The sequence below is a fragment of the Planococcus sp. ISL-110 genome, from assembly GCF_018613575.1.
Classification (GTDB): Bacteria; Bacillota; Bacilli; order Bacillales_A; family Planococcaceae; genus Planococcus.
This window is the reverse complement of the sequence record NZ_JAGGPX010000029.1, coordinates 19,772-40,521: the sequence shown is the minus strand read 5'-3', so window position 1 is coordinate 40,521 and position 20,750 is coordinate 19,772. Positions and strand designations below refer to the sequence as shown.

Annotated in this window: 18 protein-coding genes; 2 read left to right on the top strand and 16 right to left on the bottom strand. The window is 40.9% G+C overall.

The genetic code is table 11. The features are described 5' to 3' along the window. Window position 1: 1 nt before the first annotated feature. From J7I83_RS15960 to J7I83_RS15900, 13 genes are all read right to left on the bottom strand, one after another. Window positions 2-1,249, bottom strand: a complete 1,248-nt coding sequence (locus tag J7I83_RS15960) for an O-antigen ligase family protein (RefSeq protein WP_215102348.1) — start codon at window positions 1,247-1,249, stop codon at window positions 2-4. Next, window positions 1,206-2,447, bottom strand: a complete 1,242-nt coding sequence (locus J7I83_RS15955) for a glycosyltransferase (protein WP_215102346.1) — start codon at window positions 2,445-2,447, stop codon at window positions 1,206-1,208. Before J7I83_RS15955 ends, J7I83_RS15960 begins: the two co-directional genes overlap by 44 nt. A gap of 122 nt (window positions 2,448-2,569) precedes the next feature. Next, a complete protein-coding gene (locus J7I83_RS15950; RefSeq protein WP_215102344.1) occupies window positions 2,570-3,637 on the bottom strand; it encodes a glycosyltransferase family 4 protein in 1,068 nt (355 codons plus the stop codon). Window positions 3,638-3,639: 2 nt separating this feature from the next. Beyond that, on the bottom strand, window positions 3,640-4,764 hold the full coding sequence (gene wecB / locus J7I83_RS15945; RefSeq protein ID WP_215102342.1) for a non-hydrolyzing UDP-N-acetylglucosamine 2-epimerase: 1,125 nt from the start codon (window positions 4,762-4,764) through the stop codon (window positions 3,640-3,642). Between the two features lie 2 nt (window positions 4,765-4,766). After that, complete coding sequence (locus tag J7I83_RS15940) at window positions 4,767-5,879, bottom strand: polysaccharide biosynthesis C-terminal domain-containing protein (RefSeq protein WP_215102340.1); 1,113 nt, start codon at window positions 5,877-5,879, stop codon at window positions 4,767-4,769. After that, a complete protein-coding gene (locus tag J7I83_RS15935; RefSeq protein ID WP_215102338.1) occupies window positions 5,876-6,901 on the bottom strand; it encodes a polysaccharide biosynthesis protein in 1,026 nt (341 codons plus the stop codon). The genes J7I83_RS15940 and J7I83_RS15935 overlap by 4 nt, the downstream gene beginning before the upstream one ends. 15 nt (window positions 6,902-6,916) lie before the next feature. Continuing rightward, the gene (locus J7I83_RS15930) at window positions 6,917-8,134 is read right to left on the bottom strand and encodes a glycosyltransferase family 4 protein (protein WP_215102336.1); all 1,218 of its coding nucleotides are present in this window, start codon (window positions 8,132-8,134) and stop codon (window positions 6,917-6,919) included. Window positions 8,135-8,156: 22 nt separating this feature from the next. Next, window positions 8,157-9,020, bottom strand: coding sequence for an NAD-dependent epimerase/dehydratase family protein (locus J7I83_RS15925; protein WP_215102334.1), 864 nt, complete (start codon window positions 9,018-9,020; stop codon window positions 8,157-8,159). 19 nt (window positions 9,021-9,039) lie between these two features. Further along, entirely contained in the window at window positions 9,040-9,642 is a 603-nt protein-coding gene (locus J7I83_RS15920; protein ID WP_215102374.1) for a sugar transferase, read from the bottom strand. Window positions 9,643-9,683: 41 nt separating this feature from the next. Further along, on the bottom strand, window positions 9,684-11,519 hold the full coding sequence (locus J7I83_RS15915) for a polysaccharide biosynthesis protein (RefSeq protein WP_215102331.1): 1,836 nt from the start codon (window positions 11,517-11,519) through the stop codon (window positions 9,684-9,686). A 127-nt stretch (window positions 11,520-11,646) separates the two neighbouring features. Further along, the gene (locus J7I83_RS15910) at window positions 11,647-12,414 is read right to left on the bottom strand and encodes a tyrosine-protein phosphatase (protein ID WP_215102329.1); all 768 of its coding nucleotides are present in this window, start codon (window positions 12,412-12,414) and stop codon (window positions 11,647-11,649) included. A gap of 50 nt (window positions 12,415-12,464) precedes the next feature. Further along, a complete protein-coding gene (locus tag J7I83_RS15905; RefSeq protein WP_215102327.1) occupies window positions 12,465-13,166 on the bottom strand; it encodes a CpsD/CapB family tyrosine-protein kinase in 702 nt (233 codons plus the stop codon). A gap of 3 nt (window positions 13,167-13,169) precedes the next feature. Next, window positions 13,170-13,892 carry a YveK family protein gene (locus J7I83_RS15900; protein ID WP_215102325.1) on the bottom strand — a complete coding sequence of 241 codons (723 nt, stop codon included), beginning with the start codon at window positions 13,890-13,892 and terminating at the stop codon, window positions 13,170-13,172. Window positions 13,893-14,072: 180 nt separating this feature from the next. Here J7I83_RS15900 and J7I83_RS15895 point away from each other — a divergent pair, with 180 nt between their 5' ends. Both J7I83_RS15895 and J7I83_RS15890 read left to right on the top strand, forming a co-directional pair. Next, window positions 14,073-14,858, top strand: a complete 786-nt coding sequence (locus J7I83_RS15895) for an SGNH/GDSL hydrolase family protein (RefSeq protein ID WP_215102323.1) — start codon at window positions 14,073-14,075, stop codon at window positions 14,856-14,858. Between the two features lie 14 nt (window positions 14,859-14,872). Next, a complete protein-coding gene (locus J7I83_RS15890; protein WP_215102321.1) occupies window positions 14,873-15,796 on the top strand; it encodes an LCP family glycopolymer transferase in 924 nt (307 codons plus the stop codon). Between the two features lie 1,814 nt (window positions 15,797-17,610). Here J7I83_RS15890 and J7I83_RS15885 read toward each other — a convergent pair. The 3 genes from J7I83_RS15885 to J7I83_RS15875 form a co-directional block, all read right to left on the bottom strand. Then, complete coding sequence (locus J7I83_RS15885) at window positions 17,611-17,850, bottom strand: hypothetical protein (protein ID WP_215102319.1); 240 nt, start codon at window positions 17,848-17,850, stop codon at window positions 17,611-17,613. Between the two features lie 200 nt (window positions 17,851-18,050). Beyond that, window positions 18,051-19,211: a glycosyltransferase gene (locus J7I83_RS15880; RefSeq protein ID WP_215102317.1), complete on the bottom strand. Its 1,161-nt coding sequence runs from the start codon at window positions 19,209-19,211 to the stop codon at window positions 18,051-18,053. Between the two features lie 28 nt (window positions 19,212-19,239). Then, window positions 19,240-20,205 carry a GDP-mannose 4,6-dehydratase gene (locus J7I83_RS15875; RefSeq protein WP_215102315.1) on the bottom strand — a complete coding sequence of 322 codons (966 nt, stop codon included), beginning with the start codon at window positions 20,203-20,205 and terminating at the stop codon, window positions 19,240-19,242. Between the last annotated feature and the right edge of the window lie 545 nt (window positions 20,206-20,750).

The following is a 20,750-nucleotide window of genomic DNA, read 5'->3' as shown; positions in this document are numbered from 1 at the left end:
GCTAAGTTTTTTCAGTATATTTTTTCACTGTAATAAATCCTATCGCTAAATATATCCACGTCATTTTAGTGTCGTAAGACACAATGGCGAAATCCATGAAAAATCTTATTGAGAGTAAAATATAAATAGCAATTACTTCTGGATACTTAGCTTTTAAATATGGGAAAAGCCTTATAAATATATAAACATACATAAAATAGAAAATTATAAATCCTATCAAACCGCCATTAACAAGCAACTCGACAAAATTGTTATGTGCATAACTATTTACGCCAAAACTATTTATATTCAAGGTACGAAAGTTTGCCAGTCCATAACCCCATATCGGACTTTCTTTAAACCATATAATTCCTTGTTCTATTAACATCTGTCTATATACTGCTGAAGCTTCCTTTCCACTACTCCCGTTTAGTACAGCAAGTAAACCTTCAGTTCTATTATAAATAGAACTAAAAATCGGTAATTTTATTGCATAATATATAGCAATAAAAAACAAACTCAAACTTATCGCAACTTTATATACTTTTTTCCAACCATTTTTAAAAAATAAAATTAAAATTATACCTATAATTATTACTAATAAAGCTTTGCGCGACCCGCTCGACATTGCAAGTACAAGTGGTAAAACAAATATTAAACCAGCCATTTTAGAATTTTTAAAGGAATAAAAAAAGAAACAAAGGATAGTGGTTATCGCTAAATTTATTCCAAAAACATTCTCTTGACTAAAGTCTCCACCCAACCTTGAACCTGTTAACATTGCGTTTATTATATATTGAGGTCCATAATAAAATAGAGTATAAATACTTAAGATGAGTCCAGCTATAAGAAGAATTCTTAAAAAAACAATTATATTCTTTGTCTTATAAAAAGTGTGGTACACTAAAAAATACAAAAATACTAACTGTATAAGTGTCTTCACCTTAGCAAATCCTAATGATGGATCGATGGCCCATAATACTGATAAAGTTGAGTACCCCAAAAATAATAAAGCAAACCAAATATATTCATGAACATAAAGTCGATTTTCTTTAAAAATTAGAGTCATAGTAGTTATAGAAAATAGTATGAAAGATAATTCTGATAAAATCAAAAAACTGGCATTATTATCAAAAAGATATAAAGAAACCATGTATATCGAAAATAAAAATATATTTACTTTTTCTATACTAAAAAGAAATTTATTATTGTTCAACATAACTTTTTTATGCATTAATAACACACTCGAATTCAGTTTTACATTTTTCATAATTGAAATCTTTAACTCTTTCTAATGCTTTTTCTGAATATCTTTCTTGCATGCTAGGATTCTGTATATAAGTTAGCATTGCATTTGACAAAATAATTTCTTCTTTTTCTAAAACGTTCTTATCCCAGTTTTCTATCTTGCTTAAAGGCGGGACAAGTATACCAAAGTCTGCATATTCTATTTCGAAGCTAATATCTTGTAAGTTTGGTGACTTGTATAATATCTCTCTAGGTCCAGACTTACAATCAGCTGCCAATATAGCACATCCGGCTCCCATCGCTTCAACCATTGAATTAGGAAATCCTTCATACAATGAAGAAACAACATAAATATTGCTTCTCGCCATGTATTTATATGGATTTTGTTCATAACCAGTAAAGAGCACTTTTTTTTCTAATCCTAGCTCTTTTACAAGATTTATTGATTTTCCTCCACTTTCTTCTCTACCAACTATAACTAATCTAGCCTCTGGATCTATATCATGAACTTTCTTAAATGCTTTAATTAAATGCCAGAATCCTTTTTGATATACTTGTCTTCCTACACTAATAAAAACTTTGTTACTTTCAAAAAATGATTTATATTCTTCTTTAATTTCTTCTCTTCCACTGATTTTTATTTCATATAAATCGTAGGGATTATAAATTGTAATTACGTTTTCTCTACTAAGATTATATTCATCCGATATTTTTTCATTTATAACTTGTGAAACTGTAATTACTTTATCCGCTTTAGAATACAAAAATCGGAATAGATATCTTAATATAAAATTCTTATAATTAGTATCAAAGTTTCTAATTGATAAAATTGTCTTACATATGTTAGTCCTAGAGATAAAATTTACCATATTAGGGCTGTCCAAAAAACTAATTACTACATCTAAATTTTTATCCTTTTTTATTTTTTTTAATATTCTTGCCCTCCTAAAAGGCAGTAGAATTCTTTTGAAATTATGCCCGACCTTAGCTGGCACTCCTAAATTAATAACTGTCCCATTTAGATTGTATTTCATATATGTATCTTCAAATAAGATAACAAAAACATTATAATCTTCATTCAAAATATAAGACAACCTTGATACCACTCTTTCAGCTCCACCACTATTCATAGAAGGAACTAATAATCCAATATTTTTTTTCAAAATTTCACCCACTTTAATATTATAATTTTTCAAAGGATAAAAATAATCTTTATACACATTTGATACTTCAAATATAAGAAAATATCTTATAAAGATTAATCAAATCTCTTAGAATCATTTAATTTTTAAATAATATTAACATTAGCAGCATCAGTTCATATACCAAAATATTGTTAGCATTATAATTTTGTTAGTTTTTCATATTCATTTACATACATATCAGTAACAATTTTCTCAGTATAGTATCTTTTCACTTTACTTATATTCCAATTTGATTGAGAGTTGCGCAAATCTTTATTGTTCTGTAAAAGTTCTATAGCTCTTTTCATTTTCACCGTATCTTTTATCGGTACTATTATACCTCCTTCTTCTTCCAGCATATCTTTATTTGCTGCCCAATCGCTGGCTATACAAGGTAAGCCCGAAGCCATGGCCTCTGCCAGAGCATTCGAAAAACCTTCACCAGGGAAATAGCTAACAAACATAAAGATATCCGCTTCAATCATTTCTTGTCTAACTTCCAACTTATTTTTCTCTCCACAGAATTCTACATTCTGAGGAATACTTTGATTGTATACCTCCGGATCTATGTTACCTACAAAACGGAAATTTATATTTGGAAATTCCCAAGCAACTTTTATAATATCTTCGCACCCTTTACTTTTTATAACTCCACCTACATAAAGTATTCTTTTAACTCTCTCAGAATTTTTTTTTGAATTGTTGTTACTAATAGCAGATTTTTCAATAAAATTTGGAATGACCATAACTGGAGTTTCGCTGTAAGTTTTTGCAAAATCCATGGATTGGGAATTAAGAGCTATAACAAGGTCACTTTTATTGGTTAGTAACTTAAAGACTGTTTTCCCTATTTTGCTTGTACACATATTCGGTATGGTGCAACGATAATGTATAATAAACTTTTTTCTATTAAATTTTGATATATGTGCACATACATATTCTCTAAGCATCCCTAAAGTACTGGCTGGAATACATGAATGAACTACCTTTACATCATCGTCTTTTAAGGAATTTATTAAATCTTTCCAAATTCTAATACATCTCTTAATCTCCATAAGTAAGTTTTTATTAGTTTTACCCCCAAAAACTTCTCTATTACCAAGTAATTTTTCATCAACTACTTCGACTTTCCAACCATTTTTTAAAGTAGCATTTTGCATACGCACAGTCCAACTTGCGATTCCACCTGCTGGTGGAGGCGTCGGAGCTAATAAAACAACTTTCATATTTACTTCCTCCAAATAACTCTATTAACATAATCAGTGTATGATAATACAATTCTCAATACTTTGTCTGATACGTTAGGCATGCTATAGTCTTCTACATTTCTCAGAGTATTGTTTTTTTGGAAATCCAATACTTTTAGTCCTTGCAATATTCTCTCTTGTTCTACCCCAACCATCATAACAGACGCTTCTTCCATTGCTTCTGGCCGTTCATGAGCCTGTCTAATGTTGAGTGCTCTAAATCCAAGAATAGAAGACTCTTCACTTATTGTGCCACTATCACTAAGCACAGCCTTCGATTTCATTTGCAGCTTGACGTAATCGTTAAACCCTAAAGGCTTCATAGTTTTAATCAATTTATTAAATTTAATACCTTTAGCGTCAATCATCTTTTGCGTTCTTGGATGAGTGCTAATAATAATCGGCATACCATATTTATCTGCAATCTCATTTAAACTATCGCACAAATCTATGAAGTTTTTTTCGGAACTGATATTTTCTTCACGATGTGCTGATACCACGAAGTAATTTTCTGCTTCAAGATTCAATTTTTCAACTATATTTGATTTCTCAATATCTTCTTTTCTTGAATTTAAAACTTCAAACATTGGACTACCTGTTTTAATAATTCGATCTGCTGGAAGACCTTCTCTTAATAGATATTCTCTAGCAATATCGCTATACGTTAAGTTGATATCCGCTGTGTGATCAACGATTTTCCGGTTTGTTTCTTCTGGTACACGTTGGTCAAAGCAGCGGTTTCCTGCTTCCATGTGGAAAATAGGAATCTGTCTTCTCTTAGCTGCAATAGCGCATAGACAGCTATTTGTGTCACCCAAAACAAGCAATGCCTCTGGATTAATCTCTTCCAAAATCGGATCAATTTTCACCAGGATATTGCCGATTGTTTCAACGGCAGTGCCGTTGGCTGCATTTAAAAAATAGTCTGGTTTTCTCAAGTTGAAGTCTTCGAAGAACACTTCATTTAATTCATAGTCATAGTTTTGTCCTGTATGTACAAGTATATGTTCTATTGCATTTGATTCTTCTAGTTTATTGATAACTGCTGAAAGTCTAATGATTTCAGGCCTTGTTCCTACAACAGTCATTACTTTTAACTTTTTCATCCTTATACCTCCAAATAATGAGTGTCTGGCTTCTCTGGATTAAAGCTTTCGTTCACCCACATTACTGTAACTAAATCTGTTTCTCCTATGTTTACAATTGAATGTGTATAGCCTGTTGGAATATCAACTACCTGCAGTTTGTCGCCAGTTACGCAATACTCGATAGTTTCTTCTGAATCAATATTTCTAAATCTAATTAGACCATTACCACTTACTACAAGGAACTTCTCATTCTTCGTATGATGCCAATGATTTCCTTTTGTAATTCCAGATTTAGAAATATTAACCGAGACTTGACCGCGGTCTGACGTACGAAGGAATTCCGTGAAAGACCCTCGATTGTCGACATTCATCTTCAAATCATATGAGAAGTTATCTTCTGGTAAGAAGCTAAGATATGTACTATATAATTTTTTCGTCATTCCATCACTCATTGTTGGTACAGCTAAAGACTTTCTGCTTTCTTTAAAACTTTTGATTTGATCAGCTAGGTCTCCCAACTCAATTTTGTGAGTGACTGGTACAACACAAAGGTTTTCATTGTTGGTCGGAGTTCCTTCCAAAGCTCGGAGAAACTCTTCCAGCACATCATCAATGTAAGCTAGTTCTAATACAGCTTCAGGGTTATTAACCTGGATATCTATATCTCTAGCGACGTTATAACAGTATGTGGCAACTACTGTATTATAGTTAGGCTTGCTCCACTTACCAAATAAGTTTGGTAGTCTATAAACAAACACTTTTGCACCTGTATGCTTAGCATAAGCAAACAATTCATCTTCTCCAGCTTTCTTGCTTTTACCATAAGGATTATCTTTTTCAGCCTGGATAGAAGAAGTAATTAATACCGGAGCTTTATTTTTATTTTTTTCTAGAAACTGAAGCAATTGAGACGTTAATCCATGATTGCCTTCCATGAATTCACTTTCGTTTTGCGGACGATTAACGCCTGCCAAATGAAAGACAAAATCACAGTCTCTTGTATACTTTTCAAGATCCTCAGAAGAGTTCTCTCTATTAAATAAATACAACTCTTCATGGCCTTGATTTTTTAATTCTGCTACTAAGTTTTTGCCGACAAATCCATTGGCACCTGTCACTAAAATCTTAGTCATTGCGTAACACCCATTTTTGCTAATTCTTCTTGAACTACATCAAGGGTAAGTAATAGCTCTTTAATTTCCTGCATGCTTAAACGGTGCGTATTATGAGAGTTATATTCCCAACCCTCTGTAATCTCTTCTTCGCCTTCAGTAAAGAACTTATTGTAGTTCAAATCACGGTTGTCAGCTGGGATGCGGTAATAGCCACCCATATCTGTAGCTACAGCCATTTCTTCTCTTGTGAGAAGTGTTTCATATAATTTTTCACCATGGCGAGTTCCAATTACTTCGATTGGATTGTCAACTTTGAATAACTCTTTAAGTGCTTGAGCAAGTTCGCCGATTGTAGAGGCAGGAGCTTTTTGAACAAAAATATCTCCCTGGTCTGAGTTTTTAAAAGCAAACAACACCAATTCAACAGCATCTTCCAACGACATTAAGTATCTCGTCATTTCCGGATCCGTAATTGTTAAAGGTTTACCAGTTTTAATTTGGTCAATAAATAAAGGAATTACCGATCCGCGTGAAGCCATTACGTTACCATACCGGGTTCCGCTAATAGTAGTCTCATCCACATCTACAGTACGAGATTTAGCAACTGTCACTTTTTCCATCATGGCTTTGGAGATTCCCATTGCATTGATCGGATATACAGCTTTATCAGTTGAGAGACATATTACTTTTTTAACATTGTTTTGAATTGCAGCATTTAGAACATTCTCTGTTCCTAAAACATTAGTTTTTACAGCTTCCATTGGAAAGAATTCACAAGAAGGAACTTGTTTAAGAGCTGCAGCATGGAAGACATAATCAACATTATTCATTACAGTATTAAGACTATTAACATCTCTTACATCACCAATATAGTATTTTACTTTTGGATTGTTTAGGCGTTTTCTAATATCTTCTTGTTTTTTTTCATCTCTAGAAAAGATACGGATTTCTTTGATATCGGTATCTAAAAAACGGTTTAGTACTGCGTTGCCAAACGACCCTGTACCGCCTGTTATAAGCAGAATTTTATCTTTAAACATTTTATTTCCTCCAATTTAAACTTTTTCAAAGTATGTATCCATTCGATCCAAAAGCTTTTCTTTACTAAAATTTTCATCGTAATAACTTCTAGCATTTAGTCCGATTTGTTCTAACTCTACTTTGGATTTAGTGGATATCTCGATTATAAGATCGGCTAAATTCTCAATATCTCCTGGAGGACAGCAAACTCCCGCATTAGCAATACTAATAATTTTCTCAGTTTCTCCCGCTGCTGAAGCAATAGTTGGAATTCCACAAGCCATATAAGATTGTAGCTTTGCAGGTATTGTCTTAGTAAATAAAATATTGTCTGTTAAACTTAAATATGCCGCGTCATTAACTGCCATCAATTCAGGAATTCTCGTTGCTGGTTGTTTTGGAATAAAATTAAATGATTCATCTAAACCTAAAGATGCTACCAGTTTTATTAATTCACCTTTATATCTACCATCACCAACAATATTAAACTGAATATTGCTACTCGGTTTTTTCTTTTTAATTATTGAAGCCGCCTTAGGAAGGATTTCTAGTCCTTGTGCATTGCCTATATTACCGGCGAATATTACATTAAAAGCTTTGTTTTCGGATATCTCAGGAATTGTTTCTCTATCCAAAGGAATATAAAAGTCTTCTGCATATTGTGGCCAATATTCAATTTTTTCATTGGGTACTCCACGGTCATGAATAGAGTTTACAAAACTCTTTGATGTAGTAAAAATCTTAGTAGAGTGTGCATAAATGTAGTCAACCATCTTACCTATATTACCTAAAATATATTTATTTTTGATGCCCGTTATGATTTCAACATTTTCTGGCCATAGATCTTGTACATATAGATAACTTGGTATGTTTCTTTTTTTCGCATACCAAACTCCTGGCAATGCCTGTGTCATAGGGGAAACTTCAAAAATAAATACATAATCTGCTTTAATCTTAGTTAGTTTATTCCACAGAAAACCAGAAACTACGAATGAAAAATAATTTAACGCTAACATCAGCGAGTTATTACCACGAGGAACTAAGGGTAATCTGATGATATTAATACCATTGTATATTTCTTCTCTTTTCTTAAGAAGACCATAGCCCTCATAGTATTTCCCTTGGGGATAATTTGGTATACCAGTAATGACTGTCACTTTATATCCTCTTTTTACCCACTCAGTACAAATATCATTTATTCTAAATTGTTCAGGATAGAAGTATTGGGAAATAACTAAAATGTGTTTTTTCATTAAGAACTCAAACCTTTCTAAATTATCTTTCCGTCACTTCTATCGATTTCTTCAAATTTCTTATTTGATAATTTTCTTTGTATGTACTTATATTTTTATCGTAAATTAAATTCCCAAAAACTTTGTTTACGATGGTTACTTTACCAATCATTGGCTTTAAAACAAAATTAAATATTTTTAAAAGCTTTATCTTTTTCCCATGGACTCTAGCAATAACCCGAACCATCTCGCTAGTCCTAACGTACTCCCGATTCTGTGGAAAAAACAATCCACTCTCTTCATTCTTAATCATCAACCTCAAAAATTCACTTAAATTGTCTATATGAAGCATACTGCGCTCATTATCGAAGTCAGGAAATGTAGGAAGGACCTTAGCAGCCTTAACCAATTTCGGGTAATTACCTTTAGAATTCTTCCCATAAATCATAGGAGGTCTAATTATCGCAACCTTAAAATTTTCACCCTCTAAAAGTTTTATTCCTTCTTCAGCTTGGAGTTTGCTGTTGCCATAGAAATTACTTGGCTTTGGTATAGTACTCCGATCAATAACCCTTTTGTCGCTGCTGCTGTCTCCGTAAACAATGATACTGCTCATAAAAATGAACTGTTTAACACCCTTGTTCTTGGCATGCTCAGCTACTTCAATCGTAAGATCCCGGTTCACTTTATAGTATTGCTCTTCCATCTTAGGGTCTGTAGAAACATGGGCTATCCCTGCCACGTGAAGAACAGAATCAAACTTGGAAAAGTCTCTTTTCTTCCACTCTTCACCACGCACAGAAAGCTCTTCAATTTCATATTGACCAGGCCATTGGCTTAACCACTCTATTAAATTTGTACCGACATAACTGCCGCTGCCAGTAATCAAGATGTTTTTTTTACTCATGCCTCAAACAACCTTTACATTAAGAGTTATCTTTATTTACATCTATGCCTTCTTTAACCCCATCACTCTTCAAAACACTAAACACAGTCCCAAAGAATATCTTAAAGTCCAACACCGGACTCATTTTTTCAACATACTCTCCATCAATCTTCGCCTTAACTTCAATCGCTAACTCGTCCCTACCACTAATTTGAGCAAGCCCAGTTAGTCCAGGCAAAATATCATTCGCACTATACTTGTCTCGCTCCGCAATCAAATCATACTGATTCCACAGTGCTGGACGCGGACCAATAATGCTCATTTCACCCCTTAGGATATTAAACAATTGGGGCAACTCATCTAAGCTGGTCTTGCGTAAAAACTTACCTGTTTTCGTAATATAAAAGTCAGGTTTTTCCAACAAATGGGTTGGCATATCGTTAGGCGTATCAATTTTCATCGTTCGAAACTTCAAGATATCAAAATTCTCCTTGTTCTTTCCTATCCTTTTTTGTTTAAACAGAATAGGCCCTGGTGAATCTATCTTTATGAAAATGCATAAGAGCAGAAGAACGGGAGACAAACCAACAATAATTAGTAGAGATAAAGAAAAATCTAAAATTCTTTTCGTGAATGAGAACATCGTGCTCCCCTTTCTATCTGCATTTTCTTTGATTGCTTCCATTAAGCAGTACCAACTTCTACTCTCGGAGTTGCTACATTCTTCCGATTAGCTAAAGTTACCAGCACTTCCTTAACCTCATCATCCCGCATCCCCGGCAACTTCTCCAAAAGATAAGTCAACTCACCCTCACCAACCGGATTCGCCTTCCCAATATAAATCTTCGGAAATACCTGCTCGGTCTGGATCTCGTTGTCATTCAACAACTCTTCAAACAACTTCTCACCAGGACGGATCCCAGAAAAGTTGATGCCAATCTCCCCTTCTGAATAACCCGACAAGCGGATCAAGTTCTGTGCCAGATCGACAATCTTCACCGGCTCTCCCATATCCAACACGAATACTTCGCCGCCTTCAGCCAAAGTTCCAGCTTGAATCACAAGCCGTGATGCTTCCGGAATCGTCATGAAGTAACGAGTCATACGAGGATCTGTAACCGTAACAGGCCCACCTGCTGCGATTTGTTTCTTGAACAGTGGAATAACCGAACCACGCGAACCGAGTACATTGCCGAAACGTACTGCTGCGAACTTGGTATCACTGCGTTTCGCCAGGTTCTGGACGATCATTTCAGCAAAGCGTTTGGTAGCCCCCATGATATTTGGCGGATTGACCGCTTTATCAGTCGACACCATAACGAAATTGCCTACACCGCTCAAATGCGCAGCCTCTGCGACATTTTTCGTGCCGTAGACATTGTTCTTGACCGCTTCCATCGGATTTCCTTCCATTAACGGCACATGTTTATGCGCCGCTGCATGGTAAACCACATCTGGTTTATAAGTCTCCATAATTTCCAGGATGCGTGCGCGGTCCTGGACGTCGGCGATAATCGGAATAATTTCCGTGTCCGGCGCCACAGCTTGTCGAAGCTCCATATCAATCAAGTAAATGGAGTTTTCTCCGTGGCCCAGAAGCAACAGCTTTTTCGGACCAAAGCGTGCGATTTGTCGGGAGATTTCAGAGCCAATCGAACCGCCTGCTCCCGTTACGAGAATCGTCTTGCTGGTCAACTGGCTGGCGATTTTGTCCATATCCAGTTTGACTTCGTCGCGGCCCAGCAAGTCTTCAATCTTGACGTCTTGAATATCCGTCACCGACACTTTGCCGGTCATAATGTCTTCAATCATCGGGATCGTCTGTGTCCGGATCCCAGAGTCCATGCAAATTTGGATCAGCTCGGCGGTTTCTTGCTTGCCGAGTGAAGGGATGGCAATGATGATGGTGTCGATCCGGTTGTCTTTGGCGATGTCAGCAACGTTTTTTGTGTTGCCATAAACCACACGGACGCCGTAAATATCAAGGCCTTGCTTGTTCTTGTCATCATCAATATACAAGACCGGCAACAAGCCATTTTCAGGATTGGACAGCAACTGGCGTGCTACTAAGGTGCCTGCTTTTCCCGCTCCGATGATCAAGGTGCGTTTCAGCTCTAGATCCTTGTGCCGGATTTTCTTGTCACGAAACAAGCGCCATGACAGCCGTGAGCCGCCGATTAACAGGAGATGCAGCATCCACGTAATGGCCAGTGCCCGCAACAGAACATCTCCCCTGTACAGGTATTGCACCAGACCAATAACGACGATCGACCAGCTGACGGCTTTGAAGATGGAAGTCAACTCGCCAATCGAAGCATATTCCCAGACTTTGCGGTACAGGCCATAGTACATCGCCAAGGCATGATGGGCGATAAAAATCGTCAAGGCACTTGCCAGAAGAAATTGATTTTGAATAACATTCGTATAGGGATAAAGAATGTAGTAGCCGACAAAAACGGAGAAAAAGACAATCAGCGAGTCGACAATTAGTAATAGGGAAACACGGTTTTTCAGGGACAATAGGGGTCAATCCTTTCGTTATCCAGTACTATATTCATATATGGGTAAAAATTCTTTTTAAGTCTAACATATTATGAATTGGAAATGATAGGATTTTAAAAACAAAATAATACTTTTTTATTATTTATTAAGCAAATATATTCCACCATTTCCCTTTACGAATGTCTTCTGGCTCTAATACATGTAAATGGTCATCCAGGAGAATACGCTCGTTGTTTTCGAGGAAAATATCCACCATGTCATGTTGGTTCTTTTTCTCCAAATAATCGAGGCCTTCGTTGAACAGGAATGGCCGCTTGTCCAAGCTGTGGACGTCTGAACCGTAAACGTGGATCAAATTGGCGTCGATCAAGCTCATTGCTGTGCGCTGAATGGCTTTGCCGAAGCTGCCGGCAACAGAACCCGCCGTCACTTGCGCCAGTGCTCCGTGAAGCAACAGCTTTTTCAGGCGCTCCGGCTTTTCGATGATGCCTTGGTTTCGCTCGGCATGGGCGATGATCGGCACGTAATTGCGGGTGATCAATTGCTGGATGATTGGCACCGTGTAAGCCGGAATTCCTGAAGATGGCAGCTCCAGTAAAACGTATCTAGAACCCGCCATCGTCAATGCTTCTCCTGCCACGAGGCGTTCAGGCAATTTATCGGACAGCCGGCATTCCTGGCCGCTGTAGATGGTAAGAGGGAGCTGTTCTTGTGCAATCCAGCTGTTGACCAGCTCTAATTGTTTTTTCAAGGCAGCGAGGTTGGTGTTGAAGTTCGGGTGAAATGCATGGGGCGTGGCAATGATGCCTGTCAGCTGTTCGGCGACCGCTTTTTCCAGCATGCGCTTTGTCTGTTCCATGGTTTCTGCACCGTCATCCAGACCGGGAAGGATATGGGCGTGCGTGTCGATCATTATGTCGTCCTCCTCAGATGCTTAAAAAAAAGTAAAAAGGAAAGCCCTTTTTACTCTGTATTTCCGTAATATTGATAATAATAGCTGTCTTTTGCCAGAGCATAATTATTTAGCACCGCACCGATCAGGCGGCTATTGGAAGATTCGATCGCTTCTTTAGCTTTCAATGCCGTGTCCTTCTCGGTCTTTCCCGAGCTGACGACCAAAATCGTCCCTTCACATTTATTCGCCAAAATCTGCCCATCGGTTACCGAAAGAACAGGCGGCGCATCAAAGATGATCAAGTCATACATTTCCTTCAGCTGTTCGATCAGCGCTGACATCGATTTGGATGCCAGTAACTCTGCCGGGTTTGGCGGAATCGGGCCGCACGTCATCAAATCTAAACGCTCAATCGCTGTTGGGCGGATCACTTCCTGGATCGAATTTTGGCGCGTCAAAACACTCGACAAACCGACCGTATTCCCCATCCGGAATGTGTAATGCGTGGTCGGTTTGCGCATATCGCCATCCACCAGCAAGACTTTTTTGCCTTCCTGTGCGAAAACGACTGCCAGGTTTGCGGCAGTTGTCGACTTTCCTTCTGATGGTGCCGCTGACGTAACAACCAATGTGCGAATTTCTGCATCTGGTGATGAGAAGTTGATATTGGTGCGCAAGGTACGGAATTGTTCTGACACGAATGAACGGGGTGTTGTAAATGCGATGAGTTTACGCGCAGTTTCCTGCAGGACCTTTTTCTTTCTCGCCATTTTTTATCCCGCCCTTCTGTTTGATGTAGTGGTTTGTTCGAGCTTTGCTTCTTCTTTGATCGGCGAAATAACACCGAGCAACGGAACGCCGAGGATTTCTTCGATATCCTGCTGCGTTTTAATAGATGTATCCAAGTATTCAAGCAGGAACGCAATCCCTACGCCAAGCATCAAGCCGATAACAGCCGCAATGGCCATGTTCAGCATCGGGTTTGGTGCAACCGGTGACGGATTTTCCTTTAGTACAGCCGGTGACAGGATTGAGACGTTGTCGACGTTCATCAATTCCATGATTTCGCCTTCAAACACTTCCGCTGTTGTGTTGGCGATGTCCACTGCAAGTGCCGGATTTTCGTCCTGCACGGTGACATTGACCACCTGAGAATTTTCAGCGGTAGCGACCGTGATTTTACTGTTCAGCTGTTCGGCTGTCATATCAAGATCCAACTGGCTTGATACTTCATCTAAGATGGCCGGGCTTTTGATGATGACTGAATATGTATTGATCAATTGAAGATCGGTTTGGATGTTCTGGTTTGTCAATTGGGCAGCTTCCGACTGTTCCTGGTTGACCAGGATCTGTGTGGAAGTCTCATACATCGGTGTCAAGACTAAAAACGACACAACGCCTGCGATGGTGATGGCTAATATGGTCATAAGGGCAATTAACCCGGCCCGTTTTTTCAAGGTTTTAAACAAGTCTTGTAAGCTGATGGTTTCTTCCATGTAGTGATTATCTCCTTTTATTTTCATATTCTTATCATTTTTGATTCATAAACAACATAAAATAGTATAGCATAGGAAAGAGTCGAAAGAACTTCCAATTTTAAAATGTTTTATAGGCTATTAGAAGGAATTATGCTATCTTTATTTGTAAGTATAGGTGTTTTTTGAAAGGAGTATTCGATGAATTTGTATAAAATTGGCGCAGCAATTGCTGTTATTATTTGTGTAGTTGTCTTAGTATTTAGCTATTTAACGTGGCAGGACAAACTGGAGAACGTGCTGGATAAACCTGAGGAAGTGGCTGCACAAACAGGAGAGACAAAAAAAGAGGAACTGCAAACCAAAACAAGCGTCAATACTGTGAACGTTGAGGAATTGACTTTGAAAATGGATATACAGGTCCGCGAGCTGCTATTGGATCGTCACAGTAATGACGAAACCCTGAAGATGCTGATTACCGGTTCTGCAGCTCTTGACTCGGGTGCACCAGGCTATGCTGAACTGCTGAAAGATGCAGTAACAAAAGCTTATGGTGACTTTGTCGAAATGGAAGTGCTTTCAATAGAAGGAACTTCTCAGTCATTGGTCAATGTCGACTTGTCCGCGGGCTATGATTTGGTACTGCTCGAACCGATGACGCTGATGAACAACGATCGCCTCGCCATCGAACAAGAGCGCGAACATATTAAAGCTTTTGATGCTGCCATGACTGCTGAAGTGGCAGATGCCGTACTCTTACTCCATCCCCCACAGCCGATCTACGGTGCCGGCTATTATTTGGCACAGGTCGCCGCATTAGATGAATTTGCAGCGACAAACGGCTATGCTTACATTGACCATTGGTCGGCATGGCCGGATACTGACGACGAACTGCTGAAAGACTATTTAACTGACGATGGCTTGCCAAATGACAAAGGCGCAGAGACATGGGCACAAGAACTGGAAGCGTATTTTATCGCTGACTAAAGGGGAATTTGTTGATGAGCAGAAAAGAGAAAAAGACCAAGAAGAAAAAATGGCCGTGGGTGTTAGGAATTCTGGGATTGATCGTTATTGGTCTTGGCGTTTACTTGTTTACGATTTATAGTAGCTTTACCAACACATTGGATGAAATCCACGAACCAATCGAGCGCGAAGCATCAGACAAACGCACGACAGACCAGGAAGTTGTCCTGGACAACCAAGATCCCTTCTCGGTCTTGTTATTGGGTGTTGATGAACGCGAAGACGACCGCGGCCGTTCAGATACGGTCGTTGTCATGACCGTCAACCCGGCAGAAGGATCCACGAAGATGGTATCGATTCCGCGTGATACGTATACCGAGATTGTCGGACGCGGCACCATGGATAAGATCAACCACGCTTACGCTTTCGGCGGCATTGAAATGTCGATGGCGACAGTGGAAAACCTATTGGATATTCCAATTGACTATGTGATGCAAGTGAACATGGAAGGCTTTAAGGACATTGTCGATGCAGTCGGCGGCGTGGAAGTGAACAATGCGATGGCGTTTGATGAATTCGCCGCTGGAAACATTGAGTTGAACGGCGAGGAAGCATTGGGTTATGTCAGAATGCGCAAGCAAGATCCTGAAGGCGACTTTGGCCGCCAGAACCGCCAGAAGCAAGTGATTCAAGCGATTATGAAAAGAGGCGCATCGGTCAACAGCTTGTTGAATTACAAGGGCATCTTCACTGCACTCGGCGACAACGTCCGCACGAATATGACGTTTGACGAGATGATGGATGTCCAGTCGAATTACCGCGATGCGATTGGGACAGTGGATCAGATTATTGTAGAAGATGGTGTTGGCGAGACAATCAATGGCATTTGGTATTATATGATGGATGATGCTGAGTTGGCAGAGATCCAGGCTGCGTTGAAAGCGCATTTGAATATGTGAGATTTAAAAGCGTAATCCTAATAGGGTTGCGCTTTTTATTGTTTTTGTGGTGTTTTATAGGTCGCTCGGGTGCTTTGGAGTGGACTCCCGCGATAAGCCGGGCAGCTGAAGTGCGCTGCCAGTCTTATCGCTCCGTCCACTCCTTGACGCACCGTTCGCTTGGGGTTGTGGGGATACGCGGCAAACTTGTGGTGTGTGTGGGGGAAAGTGAGCGTGGGGTTCTGGAATCGCTTGGCGGCGGTGGTGCACGCGCCGGCGCTTAGTGAGGGAAATTCAAAAGTGGATGCGGTTTCCGGTAGCTGGGGCAAGACACAAATGCCCCTAAATTTGTGGCTCTCCCGCTGCCGTCCCTGTGTCGGACTCAAATGTTTTTTCAATTTGTGGCCGACACAGGGACGTCCTCCCATGCTCTGATCCTACATGTCGCTAACAAGAAAGAGATTCGAGAGTCGTTTTTGGCGGGTCCTATAAGTCGCTCGGGTGCTCTGGAGTGGACTCCCGCGATAAGCCGGGCAGCTGAAGAACACTGCCAGTCTTATGGCTCCGTCCACTCCTTGACGCACCGTTCGCTTGGTGTTGTGGGGATACGCAGCAAACTTGTGGTGTCTGTGGGGGAAAGTGAGCGCGGGGTTCTGGAAGCGCTTGGCGGCGGTGGTGCACGCGCCTTCGCTTGGGGAGAAAAAACATTTTGGGTTGCGGTAGCCGGGGCGAGACACAAATGTCCTCCAATTTGTGGCTCGCCCGTTGCCGTCCCTGTGTCGGACTCAAATGTTTTTCAATTTGTGGCCGACACAGGGACGTGTTCACACGCTAGATCCTGCTGCATCCTATGAATATAGAGTGATGGCAGTAGTTTTGGTGAAGTTCTAAAAGCCGCTCTGGTGCTCTGGAGTGGACTCCCGCGAGAAGCCGGGCAGCTGAAGGGCCGCTGCCAGTCTTATCGCTCCGTCCACTCCTTGACGCACCGTTCGCTTGGTGTTGTGGGGATACGCAGCGAACTTGTGGTGTGTGGGGGGGAAAGTGAGCGCGGGGTTCTGGAAGCGCTTGGCGGCGGTGGTGCACGCGCCGGCGCTTAGTGAGGGAAATTCGAAAGTGGATGCGGTTTGCGGTTGCTTGGGCGAGACACAAATGCCCTCCAATTTGTGGCCGACACAGGGACGTCCTCCCATGCTCTGATCCTACATGTCGCTAACAAGAAAGAGATTGAGGAGTAGTTTTTCGTTGATTTCTATAAGTCGCTCGGGTGCTCTGGAGTGGACTCCCGCGATAAGCCGGGCAGTTGAAGGGCGCTGCTCGTCTTATGGCTCCGTCCACTCCTTGACGCACCGTTCGCTTGGGGTTGTGGGGATACGCGGCAAACTTGTGGTGTGGGGGGGGGAAGTAAGCGTGGGGTTCTGGAAGCGCTTGGCGGCGGTGGTGCACGCGCCTTCGCCTGGGGAGAAAAACATTTTGGGTTGCGGTAGCCGGGGTGAGACACAAATGTCCTCCAATTTGTGGCTCGCCCGTTGCCGTCCCTGTGTCGGACTCAAATGTTTTTTCAATTTGTGGCCGACACAGGGACGTCCTCCCATGCTCTGATCCTACATGTCGCTAACAAGAAAGAGATTGAGGAGTAGTTTTTCGTTGATTTCTATAAGTCGCTCGGGTGCTTTGGAGTGGACTCCCACAGGAAAGCGTCCACTTGAAACGATTTCTCCCCACCAACTCCATCTATCTTTCATCTTTATTCTTTCACCTGCTATCTCCGCCTCTCTATTTTTTTCCACACAAAAACCCGCTCCTGTCGATCAGGGAGCGGGTTTTTGTGGGCTATTTTACCGGGCCATCTGGCGTTCCGGTAAAATCATCACTTTTTTTTTATAGTCACTGAATTTGAGTTTCTTTAAATCGTATTCATGTACAAAATGTACAAAGGCTTGCCGTGGCATCCCGAGCTTTTTTGCGCTCACCGATGGCCCCATGTTGTCCTTGATGTAGACGTCTTTGATGACTTCTACTAAGGCCTTGTTATGTCGCCGCTCTACTTTTTCTCTATAAGAGTCGTACTCCGTCATAAGCCTTTCAACTCGCTTTCCTATGGATTTATATAGGTCTTGTGTAGCTTCCCCCTACTTATATTTCCATTATAGTATCTGAAAGCCGATAATACTAGTCTAAATGGCATGTTTTTTTCTGCAAACTTATGATATTTACACTACTTGTCATTATTATAGAAACTTTCAGCTTATTTACCACATTAAAAGTTCTCAAAGGTTTAGTGCAGCCTAAATGAAAACTTCTTGGTCTCAGCTTCTTTGATGAAGTTTTCCATGACATGATCACTTTCAAACTCATTGGCTTTGACACGGTCCCGCTTGGAGATTTTCTGGTATTGCGTTTCATTCGACAGCAATTTTTCGATCTGCGCCTGAACGCCGAAAAGTTCGCTGTCTGCCGAGAACGAATCGCCGCTTTCGTACGGCGGCAACTGATGAAGAAAGCCTTCCGTCAATCCAAACTGGTCATTGATCTTGGCGGCGATTCCCGGAATGCCGCAGCCTGCCGCTTCAATGAGCGGAACGCCCATGCCGACAAAACAGAAGCTGTCCTGCAATGCGCGCTTTTTATCCGCATACGTGAACGCGCCGTGCATAAAGATGTGGTCACGCGCCGGAGAATTGGCGATTTTTTCACGAAGGCAGTCTTCGCCCTGACCCGTCCCATAAATATGGTACGTAAACGCCGGGTCGATTTCGACCAGCTTTTCCATGATGTCGACCATATAATAATTATACGTTCGGAAATGCGCCAGCTGTCCCATAGAGACAATGCGGCGCGACCCGAAGTTGCACAATGTTTTCGTCGGCGAACAAAAGTCCAGCGGCATCGGGAAGATGGTATTGTTCAAAGGCTCGCCAATTGCCTGTTCCGTCATTTTTTGGATCGATGGATTCATGAACAGCAGTTTCGTGTAGAATTTTGGATCGATCAACTTGAGGGTTTTGAGTACACCGTCCATACAGTCCTGTTTATAGCTTTCCGGGTGGTAGACGCCGGACAGCCGTTTGCTGGCAGGCAGCAGATAAGACAATAGGAACGACTTTGGCCCGAACGAATAAACCAAATCGAATTTTTCGTCAAAACGCTTGCTCAGCATCTTGGTGAGGAGCCACAGATTGACTGAAGGATCTCTTTTGTCATCGTCCACCACAATGGTCACGCCTTTGACGGATTTCAGTTCGCGCAGCAAAGGTCCTCCGCTGCTGAACAAGAACAGCGTCACGTTATAGCCGTGGGCGCTGAGCCATTTGACCATGCGCACCACCAGCATTTCCACGCCGCCCATCTTCATGTTTTTATGAATAAGTGCAATCGATTTGATGGGCCGTGTCCGTTTTTCAAAACTAAAGAATTGGTCGTTTCCGAATGTTATCAAGTACTCACCTCTTCTGGCGGAATATTTTCTATTGTTTCTCTATAAAATCTGCATATTTGTATTTTTGGATGTACCAGTCCAGTGCAATGCCCAAGCCGATTCCAAATGGTGTAAACGGCGCAAAGCCCAGAACTTGCTTTTGGGCGATTGGAGATGCTTTCGAATAAAGCGCAGCTTCATTTCCTTTAGTCCCGCCCAGGTCATTTCCCGGGAAATATTCATTCAGCAAGCCATTGATCTGCTGCGACAGCTCCCTGTCATCCAAACGGGCATTGGCTCCAATTTCATAGCGCTGACCCGCATCTCCTAAATGGAACATGGTATCGATCGCTTCGCATAAATCACCAACAAACAGCCAATTGCGTTGCTGCCCGCTTTCAGGGATGGGCAGGTCGCCGTCCAGCGCTTGCCGTATTAAGGCTGGGATCAGCTCGTCTTCCTGCTGCATCGGCCCGAAGATTTCCGGGCTGGCCGTGGTGACGATATCCAAACCGTGCTGCTCGTGGAACTTCTGAATCATCGCATCGGCTCGTTCTTTACTTTCACTGTATAAGGTGTCATTGGGTTTATCTGCAAGAGACAAATGATGAAAGCGCGATCGGGCGTATTCCGGTTTCGGCTGATGTGCATCTACCATCCAAGCACTTTGTGCGGCATGCAACAGGTTTAGTGTGCCGAGCACATTGGTTTGTTCGTAAAGGCGAATTTCCCCGACCCGTTCCACACTGCGCGTTTCCGCTGCAAAATGGAGGATGTCGGTAATGTCATACAGCTCGAACAAATGGCTGATGGCGTAAACGTTCCGGATATCGACCCGGTGGAACGAATAACGGTTTGCCTGCTCGGGACAATGGATCCTTTTCTGATTGGCCGCTTCGATGTTGTAGTCGATATTAACAATCTGATAATCCGGGTATTTGTTCAAATAATAATGGATCATATTGGAGCCGATAAATCCGTGGCCACCGGTAATAAGTATGGTTTTAGCGCTCATAGCCGCTCTCCTCTCTTATTGGATTCTTACGATTCACGGGCGAGGCAGTCGTTCCGAATCCCTCATTCCCCAATCTTTCGAACCACATCTTTTTTATATCGTAGAACTTTAAAGTTAAATGTAGGTTAAAAGACGTTATTTTCTAAATATTTAATTAGTATACAATATAAATGGATATTCTGCATTACTTATTATAATTTTTTACAGTCTTTAGTTACACATTTGTTCGAAATAGTCGTGACTATATATTTAACTGGAAAATTTTCGTTGTTAATTAATTGTTTTATAGTATAAATTTATTTTCTTGTATCATATTATAGGTCTTTTTATTTATTCCGCGCTGGTAATAGTTTATATGGGGGTATAGCGCCTTTAAAAGCGAAGAAATGGGGGTTAAAGGAGAGAGTCTGGGATTTAATCAGGCGGGAACAGGGTCAGAAGAATCAGTAGTGGTGGCAGGAGGAAGAAGTCGCTTGGGAGTGGTAGTTTTCGTTGGGTTCTATAAGTCGCTCTGGTCGCTCTGAAGTTTTCGAAGCGTTCTACAA